A 15,996-nucleotide genomic window follows, 5' to 3' on the forward strand; every position below is an offset into this window, starting at 1 on the left:
CTGGCAGGTGGTCCAAGCGTGCACAAATCTCGCACAAGCAGTCTCAGCGAGCGGATGCCGAGCGGGTGGCGGGCCGCGGATGCCCGGAGACGCTGCCGACGACGCCCGGCGCCCGCACGGCGTTCGCGGCACCGCGGGTCAGGGCGACGGCGGTCAGCAGAATGCCGTCGCGGTGCAGCCAGCCGCCGTCGAAGCCCCGGATGCGGCGGCCGCCCACCTCCGGCCCGTCCACGAGCAGGCGCGCGTGGAAGGTGCCCAGGTCCGGATCGACGGTGACGACGGCCTCGTCGAAGTCGAGCCGACGGCCGGTCAGCGGAAACCAGGCCTTGTACACGCTCTCCTTGGCACTGAACACGAGCCGGTCCCAGCAGACCTCCGGCCTGCGCACCCGCAGCGCCGCCAGCCACGCCCGCTCCTGCGGGACGGTCACCAGGTCGAGGGTTCCGATCCCCTCGATCGGCAGATGGGGCTCGGCGTCGATCCCGATCGCGGCGAAGTCACCGCCGTACGCCACCGCGGCCGCCCGGTACCCCGCGCAGTGCGTCATGCTGCCGACCACACCGCCCGGCCAGACGGGTGCCCCCAGCGGGCCGGGCAGGATCGGCGACGGTGCGATCCGCAGCTCCGCGAGGGCTTGCCGGGCGAGAACACGTACGGTGGTGAACTCCCGCCGCCGTCTGGGCACGGCGTCCGCCACCAGCCGCTCCTCGGCCTCGTACGGGCCCACCCCTTCGACGACGTCGTCGTGGAAGGCCTCGGCGACCGCCATGGGCGCGGTGAGCAGCTGCTCGATCACGTGCCTGCTCCAGCGTCCTCAATGGTCCTCGGCGGCCCGTGATGCCCTGCGGACACCGGGCGCACGGAAGGAGTGGTCGTACGGGACGAACGGCGGGGCGACGCCGACGGGACCGCGGTCGGTCTCCCGGGCGTCGCGACGCCGCGGTTACCGAGCGCGCCCGGCGGACGAGGCGGCCGCCACCCAGGAATCGTCTGCGCCCAGCAGGTCGTCGGCGACGGTCCTCGCGATCGCGGGCACCTGCGCGTCGAGGTAGAAGTGCCCGCCGGGGAAGACGTCGACAGTGGTGCGGGCCGTGGTGAAGTCCCGCCAGGCGGACGCCTGCGCCACATTCACCACCGGGTCGCTGTCACCGACCAGCACGCGGAACGGTACGGACAGCGGTTCGCTCTCCCGCCATGTGTAGGACCCCAGCGCACCGTAGTCGGCCCGCAGCGCGGGCATGACCATGTCCCGCAGCTCCGGGTCGTCCAGGACGGCGGACGCGGTACCGCCGAGCCGGCGCACGGCCGCGAGCACCTCGGCATCCGTGCAGAGCCGGTCGTTCGGGTCGCGTTCACCCGTCGGTGCGCCCCTGGCCGACAGGAACAGCCTCGACGGACCGCCGAGCTCGCGGTCCCTCAGGCGCCGGGCGGTCTCGTAAGCCAGTACCGCGCCCATGCTGTGCCCGAAGAACGCGTAGGGGCCGCGGAGTTCACGGTGGACCGAGGCGGTGAGGATGTCGGCCAGCCGCCCGATGTCGTCGACGGGCCGCTCCCGCCTGCGGTCCTGGCGCCCGGGATACTGCACGGCAAGGACGTCGATGCCGGGCGCGAGCGCGCGGGACAGCGGCACGTACGCACTGGCGGCACCGCCGGCGTGCGGGAAGCACACCAGCGTGACGCGGTGGGGGGAGGCGGACCCTCCATCGAGGGAAGCGAACCTGCGAAACCACTCGCCACTCACGTCAACTCCCCATCATCGACGTCGGCCGCCGCGCGGCCTCGGTCCTCGGCTCCTGAACACCCCCATGGTCGTGACCGCTGCTCAAAGCGTGGCCAAAGGGCACACAAAGCACCTGCCCGCACGGCTCGTGGAGGGCGGCCGAGCGTCCGGCACACGCGCCCCGCGGCCACGGATCACGCGGCGTCCACGCAGGACCGCGGCACGTCCATGTGGCCCTGGTCCTCCGGGCATTCGTCACCGGTGCAGTCGGCTTCCGGTGAACTGCCGCCGGGGCGGAGCTCCGCCCTGGCGGTTTCGGCCGCGAGCTGCGGCAGCGTCAGTCGCCAGAAGCGGGTGACGGCTTCGCCCGCATCCCAGTCCACGCCCGTGCGGGTCAAGGCGTCGAGTCCCGCGACCATGGCCGCGATGGCGAACACGGCATCCTCGATCGCCACATCGGCTCCGAGTCCTCCCTGGTCCCTCGCCACGGTCAGCATCAGCTGGATCCAGTCCTGCCACTGCTCCCACAGCTTGACGTCGCTCTGCCACGTGGCGTCGTTGCCCAGGCTGAAGCCGGCGCGCAGCACCGGGTCGTACCGCAGACAGCGCGCGAGCGCGTGCGAGGTGTCGACGAGGAGCTGCAGCGGGGCGGGGTGTCGCAGCGGCACCCGTCCGGTGATGTGCAACAGGGCCTGCGCTGCAGCCAGTTCGACCGCCTGGCCGAGGGCCCGCTTGTTCTTGAAGTGGAAGTGCAGAGCTCCGTTGCTCACCCCGGCGCGTGAACTGATCGTGGCGATGGACGCTTCCGCGTATCCGGAATGGTCGAAGATCTCGGCGGCTGAACGGATCAGTTCCTGGCGTGTGCGAACGGCACGGTACTGCCTGGCCATATGCGCTCCGATAAGGGTGCGGGTGTTTCTTCTGCGCACGAGAACATGCCACAAGTGCGACCAGACCTGACGGCCCGTCGGTCATGGTCGACGCAAAGCGCCGGGCCCGGCGGCCGATTCGCGGCCTTGTGTCCGTTCCGGTTGCGGGGCCTCCGCGGCGACGCGTGGTGCTCCTCGGTGGCACGCTCCGTCACGGATCATGCCCCACGGAAGGTCGACGCGGCGCCGGACGGGTGTGAGAAGGGCCTGATTGTGTCCTTTCCCCATGGCCCGCTCGTGCCGGCGGTACGCCGGGGAGGTGGACGAAAGAGGGCCCGGAACCCCGGCAGGCCCTTGCCCGGACGGGGCACCGTCCAGCTAGGCACCGACACCTCCGCCCCCGGCAGCGCAGCCCGCACGCCCGGATCCCCGCACCGCAGAACCCCGCGGAGAGCGCCCCGCAGCGCTGACGCCGACGGGGCCGCCCCGCTCGGCGCCGCCTTCCCGGAGAGAATCTGCACCGTGACGCAGATGCGGGAGAACCGTACGCAGGGGCTGCTCACCGCCGTCGAGGGCGTTCAAGCGGTCGGCCGCATCGACTACTTCACGCTCGACGCCGAGCCCGGGGCGCTCGTCGCGGTGCACACCCTGGTCGAGCCCGGCCACGAGGGCAAGGGCATCCGGGCACCCTGGTGCCGGAGCTCTACGCCATGGCGGCACGGGAGGGCGTGTCGGTCGTGCCGCCCTGCCCGTACGCCGCGTCCTGGGCCGAGCGCCACCCGGAGGAGGCTGCCGTCCGCGCCGTCCGCGCCGTCCGCGCCGTGACCGAGGCGGCCCGGACGCGGCTCGCGGCGGAGCCCGAGCGCTGGTGACAACGCTCGCGCTGCTGCACACCTCGTCCGAGCACGTTCCGGCCTTCGACGCCTGTGCCCCGACGAAGCTGCCGGCCTCGCAATGCGCCACCTAGTGCACCGCCAACTGCTCGACAAGGCAAGGGAGTCGGGACCGGACGTGGTGGCCGGGGCAGTCCGCACCGTCCTGGCCGACGACGCGGTGGCCCGGGGCGCGGACGCGGTCCTGTGCACCTGCTCCACGATCGGCGGCGCAGTCGCCGAGGCGGCTTCGTCCCCGCTCGGCGTCCCGGTGCTGCGCGTCAACCGGCGGATGGTCGCGGCCACGGCCGCACACGGCCGCCGGATCGCGGTGGCGGCCACGGTCGAGTCGACCCTGGATCCGACGGCGAGGCTGATCCGCGAGGAGGAGGCGGCCTGTGAGCTGGGCGGCGTCGGCTCGGTGGGAGGTGCGGTCGGCGAGGCCGGACCGGTCCCAGGGCAGGACACGGTCCGCCGGGGCACTGCGAAAGACGCGGACCCGCGGCGCCGAAGCTGCCCGCGCCGAACGATTGGGTTCCGCCGAGGGAGCGGGCCCCGAGGCCCAGGCTCGGCCCCGCCCCACGAGGACTTCCACGCCAACGAGCTCGCAGGCTACGACGCGGTCGGCAACACGACCTCGGTCGCCACCACCGGCACCGGCGACTCCACGACCAGCTCGACCTACAACCCCTCCACGCCCACCTGTGGCGGCTTCACCGGCCAGCGCTGCACGATCAAGGACGCCCGGGGCAAGGTCACGAGCTTCACCTACGACGACCACGGCAACCTGACCAAGTCCGCACCACCCGCCCCCCAGGGCGCCACGACCGCGACCTACGACGCACTCGGGCGGCCCAGGACGGTCACCGACGGCCGAGGGGTGACCTCCACGTACACGTACGACAACCTCGACCAGGTCTGCAAGGTGACCACGAGCGGCGGCCTGACGGTCTCGTACGTCTACGACCTGGACGGCAACCTCACCCAGCGCACCGACCAGACCGGCACGGTCAAGCACGCCTACGACGGCCTCGGCCGCGAAACCGTCCGTACCCTCCAGGACAACTCCCAGTCGGTACTGACCTACACCCCGGACGGCGACGTCGACACCTACCAGGACCCCGCCGGCACCACCGACTACACCTGGGACGACGCCGACCGCCTCCACACCCTCAAGGCCCCCGACGGCCAGACCACGACCTACGACTACGACGCCAACGACCACCGCACCACGACCACCTACCCCGGCAACACGGTGCAGAGCGTGACCCTGGACGCCGACGGGAAACCGAAAGCCATCAAGGCGACCTCGCCCAAGGGCACCCTCGTCGACCTGGCCTACAGCTACACCTACCGCCCCGCCGGAGCGTCCGCGGACAAGAACGGCGTCAAGATCTACACCCGCACCGACAACCTCGACGCCACCCACCGCAAGACCACCTATACCTACGACAGCGCAGGGCGCCTCTCCGCGGCCCAGGACACCCACAGCAGCGGCGGCGACACGAGCTGGGTCCACTACTGCCTGGATGAGGCGGGCAACCTCCTCGCCAGGCCCACGTCACCGCCGCCCACCTGCCCCGCGATCGGCCTCGGCTACAACGACCCGGGCCAGCTCGTCACCCGCGGCGGTTCCCCGGCCGGCTGGTCCTACGACGCCAACGGCAACGAAACCGCCGCCAACCCCGGCGACGGCCCCGCCCGCACGAACGAAGCGTGGAACGACTTCGGCCAGCAGACCTCGATCACAGCCGGATCGACCACGTATCCGATCGAGAACGCCGACACGGGTAACACGGAACGCATCCGGATCGGTGACACCTGGTTCCACCAGACCCAGACCGGACTCGCCGCCTCCACAACCGGCGACGAGGACACGGGATTTGTCCGCGAACCGGCGGGAACCCTCAACTCCATGACGAGGGACGGCAAGAGCTACTACTACCTCACCGACGCCACCGGAAACGTCCTGGGCCTGACCGACTCGGCCGGAACCCGCGTCAACAGCTACACCTACACCCCCACAGGCCAAGCACGCACCACCACCGAGCAGACACCCCAGCCCTACCGCTACGCCGGCACCTACCTCGACCCCACCGGCCTCTACAAAATGGGCGCCCGCTCCTACGACCCCAACCTCGCCCGCTTCACCACCACCGACCCGTCGGGCCAGGAAACCAACCCCTACCTCTACGCCGCAGGCGATCCGGTGAACAACAGCGACCCCACCGGGCTGAGCTTCTGGAGCAGCGTGCGGAAGATCGGATTCGCATCGATAGGCGGTGCGATAGGGGGGGCTGTTACCGGGGCAATAGCCGGGTGTGTAGTTGGAGCTGAAATCGGTTGCTTGCCCACCGCACTGGTAGGCGCATTCGGCGGCGGCACTGCTGGCGCCGCCACCAAGGGCTACCTGGAATATCAAGGACAGTGATTGATATGCGAGATCGCATCAATGGCAACGCCGTGCTTGCCATCAGCCTCGGTCTTTTCATAGTGACCTTCTTCACTCTAGGGCCAGACCTAACCGGCATGAACGCGAGTACTGTCGGATGGATCCTCGCGTGGGCCGTGGGCTGCAGCGTTCTCGCCATCATCGCTGTATGGGCCTATTCTGCGGCCACGCGAAAATAGGAGAGCGGCCCGCGAGTTCGCCTGCCACCGCCTGAATCTTGCAGGCAATGCACGGGAGTTCGACAAGAGGCGCCCCCGTCGTCGGCCCGCGGCCGACGTCGGGGGCGCGTTGCGTTGTCAGCGTCCTAGAGATTGTCCCGTCACGCCGAGCCGGAGCGGGTCCCCACACGCGGTGTGGGCGCCGATCGAGGCGCGGACCGGAGCCTGTCGGAAACGGTGGAGGCCATCGCGGCGAGGGCCAGTATCACCGTCTTGGACCTGTATTCGCCCGCCGCGCTCCCGGTGGCCTGTGCGGCGGGGTGGCAGCTACGCCCCTTGGGCACCCCCATGATCGCGTGGGTGGCTGTACGTATAGACACAGCGAACTACACCCCCACACTGAACACATGACTCTGAAGAGGGCACGGCCCGTCTTAAGAGGTCATCTCGATTGGTGAGCGGCGTGCGGGTGACCCGACGGACTAGGCCTCTCGGCGTTGGTGCGACGATGCGGAGATACGCGAGGAGAATGAACTGATCAACGTCGACGCTCCTGCGTGGCCGCTCCTTCTTCAGGAGCTGTTCGGCCCCGACGTACCAGTTGAGGTGCTGCCCGGCGATCCCGTGGCAGGCCGAGCCTCCCTGCTGCAACTACAGGTCTCCGCCCGGTCGAATTTGGGCGGCGTCGTACTGAACTGCGGCGGTCTGCTCGTGGACGATGGGTGGCCGCGGATCTTCGGCAACCCGAGCGGCGCCGGACTTTCAGGACTGGCCGAGGTCAACGAGATGCCGTCGACATTCGATCCTGCGTGGCGCCCTGGTGCTGGTCTCGTGGTTGCGCACGACGTGCTGGGCGGGGGCTTCGCCCTCAACGGGGGCAACCCCGGTGGGGCCGGTCGACCCGCCTTCGATCGGGAGGCGTACAAGCACCGGAACGTCGTGGAACGCTGCTTCAACCGGCTCAAACAGTTCCGGGCCGTCGCCACGCGGTTCGATAAACTCGCCATCCGTTACCAGGCGGGGCTGGAACTGTGCTCGCTCATCTTGTGGCTACGCGATCTGGTGCCGTGACCAGCGGGCGAACAGACGCCGTCGCCTGCGAGGTTGAGTCGTGAACGCCGTCCGTGGGACACCCAGCGCTCCAAGCCGTGACATGAGCTGAACCTCTTGCTGTGACGTGACAGCGATCCACAGGGCTGTGCCCGTGTCGCTGGCGCTGAAGATCTCCTGACCCTGGCGCCACGCCTCTGCATGAATCGTGAAAGGAGCCAAGGCCAGAAGCACGTCGAACTCGGCGTCGTCGCGGACAGCGACGTCAATTCCCATCCCGGGATCGTCCTTCGCCGACCGTACGCCCTCGGCCGACTGGCTCTTGGCCATCGACAACGCATGCTCGTACGCGTCCACCACGTCTCGTGGCCATGGGACATCGCTGTAAGCATCGACGTGAGCGGTCTCGATACTGTCCCGCAGGACACGAAGCGCCTCACGGTGAGCGCTAACCACATCTACAGCCTCCAGATCATTTCGGAGGAACAGCTCTCGACGTGGTTCATTGGCTTCGCTGATCACGCTGCTCAGCCTCTCACGCGCCAGTGTCGTCCGTATGAAGAGCCCGCTCTTCGCCGCCGTGACTACCGCCGCAGTCACATGCCTGCCGACTTCGGCCACAGCTTGATCATTGTCAGACAGCCCCTAGGCGGGCGACCTGGAACTCGCCAGGTTGGTAGCCGACCTCCCTTCCTGGATCGGCAGCAGCGCGCCGAGCCCCACCAGCCCCGGCGCACACTGGCTGGGGTGACCGCAACCCCTCCACGACTCTGACGGCGGCAGTGAACGGCGCCAACTCCACCGTCAAAATCCCGCCGTTGACCACTCGGCTACCGCCCACAGGCTGCCAGACGCCCGCCAGGCGCGCTCGGCGAATGCGGCTAAGGCCGGAATCGATCCTCAAAGCCGTCGACGCGCGGCCCGAGCAGTCCGAGGTTCCCTGACCGGGGCCGGCGAGCAGGACCAGCAGCCTGCGAGAGCAACGTCCGGGTCATTGATCCCGGCCCTACGCGCAGGTCTCACCGTTCAGAGTCTGGGCACGCATACAAGTGGGGACGGGGTCCTTTCGACGGTTCGTGCACCGCGGGTTGTCATTGCTGGACATGGAAAGGAACGTCATGGGCGTCTTCAGGTGGATCCACAACCGGACCGAACAAAAGATGGAAGAGGCACGCGTGAAGGCGTACGAGCAGGCTATCGCCCGAGGCGCCACCGAGGCAGAGGCAAACGCCGCAGGTGAACGGGCCGCGAAGCGTCGCCGGAGGATTCGGCGGGCCAATTTGTCGTGAGTAGCCTTCAGCAGCCGCGCGTGGGCAGGAAATGAGGGGCCCGTAGGCGGGGCGGGTCCGCTCCCCGCACACGACGGGCGCGCCCGACGTCGGCGTTAGACGGAAGCCTCGGAGTGCGGGGTTCGTGACCCCGCGCCCACCTTAAAGGGGGGCTTCTCGTTACGCCAAGTTGGCGTCGCGACGGAACAGACAGCGCCTCTGGACGGCGATGGTAGCGAGGCGGCCACACAGCGTTCCGGTGTACCGCGACCCGGCGACCGGCGTCGTCCTGGCGGAGGCTCGGGTCGCCGTTCCTCGCCGCCGGTAGGCCCTCGGACACCTGCGGCAATATCGATCCGTGTTGCAGACCTAACCTGCGATGAAAGCGCTGGGTGCCTACCAAGGGTTCCTGTTGCATCAGCGCGTTGCAGTTGTCCCCAGCACAAGGCCCCGGGAATCACATGATTCCCGGGGCCTGTGTGCTCTTCGCTTGACCGTCAGGTCCAACGACCGGCAGCGCCCTGTGTTACGCCCACGGCACGCCCAGCTCCGCCAGGGCGTCTGACGCGGGCGCCTGGCTCACGGAGGCCACCCTGACCGGCGCGCTGTACGACTTCGCCTACGTCGACTGCCGTCCGGGGAAGTACCTCCGGCTGGATGACCTTCTCCAGCTCCTGGCGCCCGGCGCGCAGTACGTGGTGGACGACATGCTTCCGCAGGCCACATGGCCGGACGACCACCAGCCGCGCGTGGACGGCTTCTTCGAGCGGCTGCCCTCAGTCTCCAACTTGCGTGCCATGCCGCGGCGCTTGCGGAGGCGGCTTGCCGACCCGGCTGGTCTGGATGGCCGGTGGGGTTGCCGGAACGGCGGGTGAGGCTTCCGCAATGGCTGACGACCGCCCGGCCTTCTCGTCGTTCGGGCGTGGTGGCATGAGGTGGAATGCGGGGGCGGCGACGCCGATCGCGCCGGACACTTCATGAGTTCAGAACGCGTCTTCGTCGTCGCCGTTGCGGGGTGCTCTGTCCTGTCGGCTACGCGGTCTTGGTGGGGGGTGGCGCGACGAGTTCGATTTCGAAGTGGTCGGTGTTTTCGAGGTAGGCGGCGTGTTGCTGGGGGCCAGCGGCGTGGGGGTGGCGGTCGGGGAAGAGGAGGGTCCAGCCGTTGTCCTGGGCTTTGTTGGTGAGGAGGTCGACGTGGTGGGGGGTGTCGATGTGGAAGGCGAGGTGGTTGAGGCCGGGGGCGAGGCGGTCGTGGCGGGTGTGGGTGAGGGCGGGTGACTGTTCGAAGACGAGGTAGGTGGGGCCGAGTTTCCAGCTGCGGCCGTGTTCCCAGTTCTGGTGGAGGGTGTAGCCGAGGTCTTCCAGGAGCCACTGCCAGTCGTTGATGGCGCGGGTGAGATCGGGGACCCAGATCTCGACGTGATGCAGTGTGCCGGTGGCAGGCGTGTCCATGTCTGTCACGGAGAGTGTGCTCCTTGGGTGAGTTGGGGGCGGCATCCTATACCGGATGGGGAGGGTTTCTACCAGGCTGCACTGCCGGTCATATGCCGTTCAGTTACGGACAGTTGACGGAAATGGGACTCGCCCGCTGTGCCGATCCGCTATCACGGAGGAGAGGGTCGTGTCCGTGCTCGCGCGGCAGCCGCTGGGCGGCGTTCATGTCGTGGAGGTGGAGAAGGGGGGCGAGGATGGCGGTGTTCGTGATCTCCGCCGACACTGCGTCGGGCTCCCTCACGGTGACGGAGAAGGTCGGCCCGTCCTCCTATCGGCGGCCCGTATCGGTGGTGACCGGGCGGGGACCGCTCGGGGTGGCCCAGTGCGGCCCCGGCGGGATGCTGTTCGTGGCGCTCGCGGTCTGCGACGAGGTGTTCTCGGTCGACGTGGCGACGGGCCAGGTGGTCGGCAGGATCCGGGTGGGCTGGGCGCCGCGCAGCCTCACACCGGTCCCCGGCACCCCTTACCTGCTGGTCGCAAACGCGGGTTCGGACACCGTGTCGGTGATCGACACCGGAGAAGGCCGAGTGACGACTTCGATCAAAGTGGGGCGGGAGCCGGGCGCGATGGCAGTGAGCGCTGATGGGCGCACCGCGCTGGTGTGTGAGCGGGGAGAGGGCACGGTGGGGGCTCTGGACCTGTCACCGCTGGTGAAGGGCCGCCCCGCGCGGATCTCCCTGCGCTGGCGGACCGGACTCGGTCCCCATCCGCACGTTCAGCCGCGGGCTGTCGCGCTGTGCGGGGGAGGGGCAGTCGTGGCGTGTGCTCGCCGCGACGCTCTGCCGGTTCTGAACGTCGACGACGGCGTGCTGGTCGCGGACGTGGCGCTGCCCGTGCCGGGTTCGGCCCCGGTCGGTGTCGCGGTGACCGGCGGGGACGGCTTCGCCCTGGTGGCGTTGGAGCGTGCCGGGCTGCTCGCGGTGGTGGATCTGCTGGACTGGCGCGTCACCCGTCAGATACGTATCGGGCCGGGGCCCCGGCACCTCGCGATCGATGCGGATGACGGGACGGTGTACTGCACTCTCGCACCGGACAGCCGTCTGGCCGTGCTGCACCTGGACGGTGTGGACTTGTCCACCACCGACGGTGAGCCGCAGTTCGACACCCTGGCGACCGGGACCCGTCCCAGCGCCGTCGCGGTCGTCCGCATCAACGAGCTCGCGCTGAACGGGACCTGACGGCAGACGGGGGAGTTGCGGTCCGGCCACAGGAGTGGCCGGTGCCCGGCGGGACCACACGGCTCGCGCCGGCCCGCCCAGAGCTGGGCTCGGGGTGCGGCGCGGCTGTGGGCTTATCCAGCAATTGCACGTCGGAAGGCCGAGGTTCATGTCTCCCACCAACGTCCTGTCTGGTGGCCGTGGCCGGTCGGCTCCCGGGCCCCGGGCGCTGGCCGCCCTGCTCGGCACGACCCGCTCGCAGGTCCTGCGACAGGTCGCGAACAGAGCCCCTGCCACAACGAATGAGATCGTGGCAGCTCTTGAGGTCGGTGCGGCCACGGTGTCGCACCACACTGGCGTCCTGAGCCGCTCGGGACTGATTGCCACACGACGCGACGGCGCCAGCGTCCGCCACACCCTCACTCCCTTAGGCCGCAGCCTTCTGGATGCTCACGGCCTGCCTGCCGCACCTTCCACGCCCTCCAGCCCGTGAGCTCTCCCCCGTCGGCATCCCGGCGGGGAGAGAGCGCCCGCGCACGCCCCCGACTTCTCGTCCCGTCCCCTTTACTGGCGGGGAGCGTGGGGCCGGTGACGGCCCGGTGACTGCGGTGTGCAACCCAGTGGCCCGGCCTTGAAGAGCAGACCAACTGCCGCGAAAGCGTGAGGGTGTGCAGTTAGTGCGTGCGCTCTTTTTGAGCAGGATCGAAAAGATTGCCAGGCCATGAATTCCAGGAAACACTGAGGGCTGCCCGCCCAGAGAGCCCTCTGCAATTCACCGTGAAATCCACTGATTTACTGTGGGGGTTACCACGTCATGCCGGTATACGAGACAGCCCGCACACCACCCCTGCTCCAGAGCTCGGACGAGGTCAGCACCACGACGCGAGCGATGGTGTCGCAGCTGTTCACGACACCGGTGGCCCGCGTGCGGTGCCCGTTCGCCGACGACGTCAACCCGCCGCTCGCCGCCGCTGTGAGCCAGCGGGAGGCGGGACGGGTGAAGGACTTCGGCTACAAGCGGGAGACGGCTGGGGAGTTCACCGCCTGGGGCGGCATTGAGGCCGCGCGGGTGAGCCGCTGGGTGTGCTCGGTCGCCGGCAAGTTCGTCGAGGCCCTGACCGGCATGACCCTGACCAAGGCATTCACGCATTCCCTGGCCCGGGAAGGCGAGCAGCTTGCCGGCGAGGCGTCCGTGTCGGTGGGGGTGACGCGCAGCTGGGCCTCTCTCTACCGGGAGGGTGATCTGCACGAGCCGCACTTCCATCCCAACACGGCGCTCTCCGCGGTCTACTACGTGGTCGCGCCCGGGGCGTGTGAGATCGATCTGCTCGACCCGCGGCCCGCGGTCGACTACTACGACCCGGGGATCTGTCTGGCGGGGGAGAGCCACCGGGTCCGTCTCGCCTGCACACCGGGAGAGCTGATTGTCTTTCCCGGCTGGCTCAAGCACTCAGTACCCCCCTTCACGGGCGAGGAGAAGCGTATCTCCATTGCCTGGAACCTGAACTATTTCACCGGCTGACCAAGCACTCCTGTCGGCCTGCATGTTCACCCGCGGACCGGAAAAGACCTGTCCCACTTTCTTGGTCTGCTGTCCCCTCGAAAGAAAAGGAAAACGTCGCCATGCGTAATATCCAGTTCTTCTCGACCGACACCGACGACGGAGTTGTTTCGGTGGTCGCCAAGACCGGCCCGGGCGAGCACCGCACCGTCAAGCAGATCCCGGTCGGCAACGCCCCGCGCGGCGGGGTGAAGTTCACCAAGGACGGTCGCGGCTTCGTCTGCAACACCTCCCAGAACACCATCTCGGAGATCGACGCGGTCGCCCTGAACGAGGTCCGCCGGATCGAGGTCGGCCACGGACCGCGCGGCCAGGGCCTGATCCCGGGCGACAGGTACCTGCTGGTCTCCAACTCCGGCTCCAACACCATCTCGGTCGTCGACCTCGAACTCAACGTCGAGGTCCACCAGATCCCCACCGGCCGCGATCCCCGCCACATGGGCATCAGCAAGGACGGCACCCTCGCCTACGTCTGCATCTGGGGCGGCGGCTACGTCAGCAAGCTCGACATCTCCGCGCTGGCCGACGGCAACCCGCTGGGCGTCACCGAACTCGCGCAGATCCCCGTCGACCGCGAGGCCCACCCCTACAGCCTGGGCATCGACCCCTCCGGCCGGCGGGTGTTCGTCGCCAACACCCAGGCTGACTACACCACCGTCATCGACACCGCAACCGACCAGACCCACCGCGTGGACGTCGCCTCCACCGGCGGCCGCGGCGTCGCCTTCACTCCCGACGGCCGCCACGCGCTCGTCACGGTCGAGAACTCCTCCACCATCGCCGTCATCGACGTCGACACCCTCGCCGTGACCCGCCAGATCCCCACCGGATCCGGACCGCGCGGCCTGGTCGTCGACCCCGGTGACCAGACCGTCTACGTCACCAACTTCGCCCGCGCCGGCATGATGGCCGCCCACCCCAACTTCGCCCCCAACAGCCTCACCATGGTCGACCTCACCTCCGCGCCGCTGGACCGCGACGAAGGCACCTTCACCTACGAGGAGATCACCGTGGGCTACGGCCCCTGCTCCGTCGTCATGTTCGACCTCGACACCCTTTCCGAGCCCGAGCGCCTGCGCCGCCTCAACCGCGCCGACACCAGCGCCTGACCCAGCCGGGCCTGGGAAAGCGCGGCCTTCCCCGCGCTTTCCCAGGCCCCTTCGCCGTCACGGGGCCCGGCCGGCCGCAGGGCCCGCTACGGCACCCAATCCCTGAACCCCCTGTGTTTTCTCGTCCGGGAGCAGACCACATTGGCCGAGGTCACCTTTCACCCGCTCCATCCCTGGACGCTGCTGCCCGAGAAGCCGAAGGCCGACCGGGCCGGTGCCCGCGCAGAACGCGACGCCTACCAGGACTCGTTCCGCTACCTGCGCATCCCCCGCCTGCCCGCGGACTGCCCTCCCTGGGTACTGGGCCAGGAGCTGGGCTGGTCGCTGCGCTCTCCGCTCACTGTCACGATGCGGCCCCTGGAGGACATTGGCCTCGCCGTCCCCGACGCCGAAGACCCCCAGCAGGTCGGCCGCCGCCTCGGGGGCCAGCGCATGTTCCAGCGCGGCAAGGACTGGATCGCCACCGGGCATGCCTCCTGGCTCCACCTCGGCGACTACCGCACGTCCACCGGCGGTTGGGAAGGCATGTTCATCCCGAACGGGCAGGGCACCGTGGAATGGCGCCTGGGCTTTGCCGCCCACATCCCGCAGGGCACCTTCCTCATGGTTATGCCCCCGCCCAGCCCCCACCCGTCGGGCCTGAGCGTGCCGCTCGGCGTGATCCCCGCCAAGGCCGTCAACGCGATGGCCGAGAGAGGAGGCATGAGCATCGCCGTCCAGCCCGACCATCCCGTCCCCATCCACCGCGGACAGGAGATCGCCCGGATCGTGCTCCTGCACCCCGACTCCCTGCGCGCCACCGCACACCCCACCCCCACCGCATCACAGACCGCCCCGCCCCGGGCTGCCGCCGCAGCACACGACACGCCCGCGACACCGAACGCACCGGGGGAGACGCGGTGACCGCCTCCAGCACGCCCACCGGGAAAGAACCCAGCAGCAGCGCGGAACGCACCAGCACACTGCGCCTGTTGACCGGCCGGCCCGTGCGCGGACTGCTCACGATCGCCTTCCTGACCCGCACCACCGCGGCGACCCTGCCCGTACTGCTGCTCCTGGCCCTCGCAGACGCCCACGGCTACGCCCGAGCCGCGACCGTCGGCGGCACCTACACCCTGGTCCTGGCCCTCTGCGCCCCGCTGCGCGGCCGTCTCCTCGACCGCTGCGGCCCGCGCACGCTGCTGGCGATGGCCAGCGCCACCACCCTCCTGCTCGCTCTGGTCGTCGCCAGCATCCACTACACCTGGCCCTGGCCCACCACCCTCCCGCTGGTCATCGCCGCCACCCTCACCAGCCCCCCGCTCAACTCCGCCCTGCGCAGCTCCTGGCGGCGCCTGGCCGCAGGGGAGGCCCAGCTGAAGGCCGTCCACAGCGCGGACAGCGTGCTCGAGGAAGCCGGCTTCGTCCTGGCCCCCCTGATTGCTGGAGCCGCCCTCGTCCTGCTCGGCCCCCGCCACGGCTACGAGACGGCGGCCGCCGGCTTCGTCGCCGTCATGGCCCTCTACCTCGCCGCAGCCCACCGCCACCACCTCACCCCCACACGCACACCGGCGACAGCCGCTGCACCGCGAAACCGCGGGCGACGCTGGCTCGGGCCACTTGCCCTGCCCGGCATGCCGGCCATCCTGCTGCCGCTCCTGATCATGGGCGCCCTGTTCGGCGGCACCGGCATCCTGGTCCCCGCCTACACCCAGCACGAACACGCCACCAACTGGCTCGGCCCCCTCCTCGCCGCGACCAGCACAGGCGGCCTCCTCGGCGGTATCGCCTACGCAGCCCTGCCCTGGCGCAGCGACCTGTGGCACAAGTACAGGATCCTCACCCTCGGCCTCACCACACCCGTACTCCTCCTCTTCCTCGCCCGCCCCCTCTGGCTCCTCGCCACCCTCCTCATGATCGCGGGCGTGTTCGTCACTCCGCTGTTCATCAACGCCTTCCTGCTGACCGACGCCACCGCCACCGACGACATGCGCATCGAGGCAAACACCTGGATCGGCGCCACCGCCGACGTCGCCAACGGCATCATGGCCACCATCACCGGAACCCTCGTCCAAGCACAGAAATGGGACACCGCCCTGCTCACCCTCACCTGCTGCGCCGCCACAGGAGCCGCCGCAACCCTCCTCCAGATGAGCCTGCACCGCGCCAGGCCCGCTGGGTCCGACGCTGAGGAGGGAGAGACGGCACCGGTCGCAACAGCCCAGCCCACTAGTGCCGTTGACGCCCGGCCTGCCCAGGCCCCGGCAGTGTCGGGTGCGACAGACCACCACCCATGACAGGAACGGC

12 protein-coding genes and 3 pseudogenes are annotated in these 15,996 nt (G+C 69.4%); 10 read left to right on the forward strand and 5 right to left on the reverse strand.

Going from position 1 to position 15,996, the window contains the following annotated elements:
- Nucleotides 1-43: 43 nt before the first annotated feature.
- The 3 genes from OOJ98_RS29895 to OOJ98_RS29905 form a co-directional block, all read right to left on the reverse strand.
- A complete protein-coding gene (locus OOJ98_RS29895) occupies nt 44-796 on the reverse strand; it encodes a 4'-phosphopantetheinyl transferase (RefSeq protein WP_267058175.1) in 753 nt (250 codons plus the stop codon).
- Between the two features lie 147 nt (nt 797-943).
- Nucleotides 944-1,741 carry a thioesterase II family protein gene (locus tag OOJ98_RS29900; RefSeq protein WP_267058176.1) on the reverse strand — a complete coding sequence of 266 codons (798 nt, stop codon included), beginning with the start codon at nt 1,739-1,741 and terminating at the stop codon, nt 944-946.
- A 173-nt stretch (nt 1,742-1,914) separates the two neighbouring features.
- Nucleotides 1,915-2,610 (reverse strand): ScbR family autoregulator-binding transcription factor, encoded by a 696-nt coding sequence (locus OOJ98_RS29905; RefSeq protein ID WP_267058177.1) that lies wholly within the window; start codon nt 2,608-2,610, stop codon nt 1,915-1,917.
- A gap of 510 nt (nt 2,611-3,120) precedes the next feature.
- On the opposite strand from OOJ98_RS29905, the pseudogene OOJ98_RS29910 reads away from it, so the two are divergent.
- The 4 genes and pseudogenes from OOJ98_RS29910 to OOJ98_RS29925 all read left to right on the forward strand — a co-directional run.
- Nucleotides 3,121-3,461: pseudogene (locus OOJ98_RS29910) on the forward strand (GNAT family N-acetyltransferase).
- An 82-nt stretch (nt 3,462-3,543) separates the two neighbouring features.
- Nucleotides 3,544-5,892: an RHS repeat-associated core domain-containing protein gene (locus OOJ98_RS29915; protein WP_267058178.1), complete on the forward strand. Its 2,349-nt coding sequence runs from the start codon at nt 3,544-3,546 to the stop codon at nt 5,890-5,892.
- A gap of 716 nt (nt 5,893-6,608) precedes the next feature.
- Nucleotides 6,609-6,950 (forward strand): annotated as a pseudogene (locus tag OOJ98_RS29920) (DUF2625 family protein); the annotation flags it as partial.
- Between the two features lie 21 nt (nt 6,951-6,971).
- Nucleotides 6,972-7,142: pseudogene (locus OOJ98_RS29925) on the forward strand (IS5/IS1182 family transposase); the annotation flags it as partial.
- On the opposite strand, the gene OOJ98_RS29930 reads toward OOJ98_RS29925, so the two are convergent.
- Both OOJ98_RS29930 and OOJ98_RS29935 read right to left on the reverse strand, forming a co-directional pair.
- Nucleotides 7,122-7,742 carry a hypothetical protein gene (locus tag OOJ98_RS29930; protein ID WP_267058179.1) on the reverse strand — a complete coding sequence of 207 codons (621 nt, stop codon included), beginning with the start codon at nt 7,740-7,742 and terminating at the stop codon, nt 7,122-7,124. The pseudogene OOJ98_RS29925 and the gene OOJ98_RS29930 overlap by 21 nt on opposite strands.
- 1,679 nt (nt 7,743-9,421) lie before the next feature.
- Nucleotides 9,422-9,841, reverse strand: a complete 420-nt coding sequence (locus tag OOJ98_RS29935) for a VOC family protein (RefSeq protein WP_267058287.1) — start codon at nt 9,839-9,841, stop codon at nt 9,422-9,424.
- 236 nt (nt 9,842-10,077) lie between these two features.
- Here OOJ98_RS29935 and OOJ98_RS29940 point away from each other — a divergent pair, with 236 nt between their 5' ends.
- From OOJ98_RS29940 to OOJ98_RS29960, 6 genes are all read left to right on the forward strand, one after another.
- A complete protein-coding gene (locus OOJ98_RS29940; RefSeq protein ID WP_267058180.1) occupies nt 10,078-11,061 on the forward strand; it encodes a YncE family protein in 984 nt (327 codons plus the stop codon).
- Between the two features lie 148 nt (nt 11,062-11,209).
- Nucleotides 11,210-11,533, forward strand: a complete 324-nt coding sequence (locus OOJ98_RS34910; protein ID WP_353963739.1) for a helix-turn-helix transcriptional regulator — start codon at nt 11,210-11,212, stop codon at nt 11,531-11,533.
- 321 nt (nt 11,534-11,854) lie between these two features.
- Nucleotides 11,855-12,562 carry a TIGR02466 family protein gene (locus tag OOJ98_RS29945; protein WP_267058181.1) on the forward strand — a complete coding sequence of 236 codons (708 nt, stop codon included), beginning with the start codon at nt 11,855-11,857 and terminating at the stop codon, nt 12,560-12,562.
- A gap of 101 nt (nt 12,563-12,663) precedes the next feature.
- Nucleotides 12,664-13,710: a beta-propeller fold lactonase family protein gene (locus tag OOJ98_RS29950; protein WP_267058182.1), complete on the forward strand. Its 1,047-nt coding sequence runs from the start codon at nt 12,664-12,666 to the stop codon at nt 13,708-13,710.
- A 141-nt stretch (nt 13,711-13,851) separates the two neighbouring features.
- Nucleotides 13,852-14,613, forward strand: a complete 762-nt coding sequence (locus OOJ98_RS29955) for a hypothetical protein (RefSeq protein ID WP_267058183.1) — start codon at nt 13,852-13,854, stop codon at nt 14,611-14,613.
- Nucleotides 14,610-15,986: an MFS transporter gene (locus OOJ98_RS29960; RefSeq protein ID WP_267058184.1), complete on the forward strand. Its 1,377-nt coding sequence runs from the start codon at nt 14,610-14,612 to the stop codon at nt 15,984-15,986. Before OOJ98_RS29955 ends, OOJ98_RS29960 begins: the two co-directional genes overlap by 4 nt.
- Nucleotides 15,987-15,996 lie beyond the last annotated feature (10 nt).

This window comes from Streptomyces sp. NBC_00083 (assembly GCF_026343295.1).
In the GTDB taxonomy this organism is placed as follows: Bacteria; Actinomycetota; Actinomycetes; order Streptomycetales; family Streptomycetaceae; genus Streptomyces.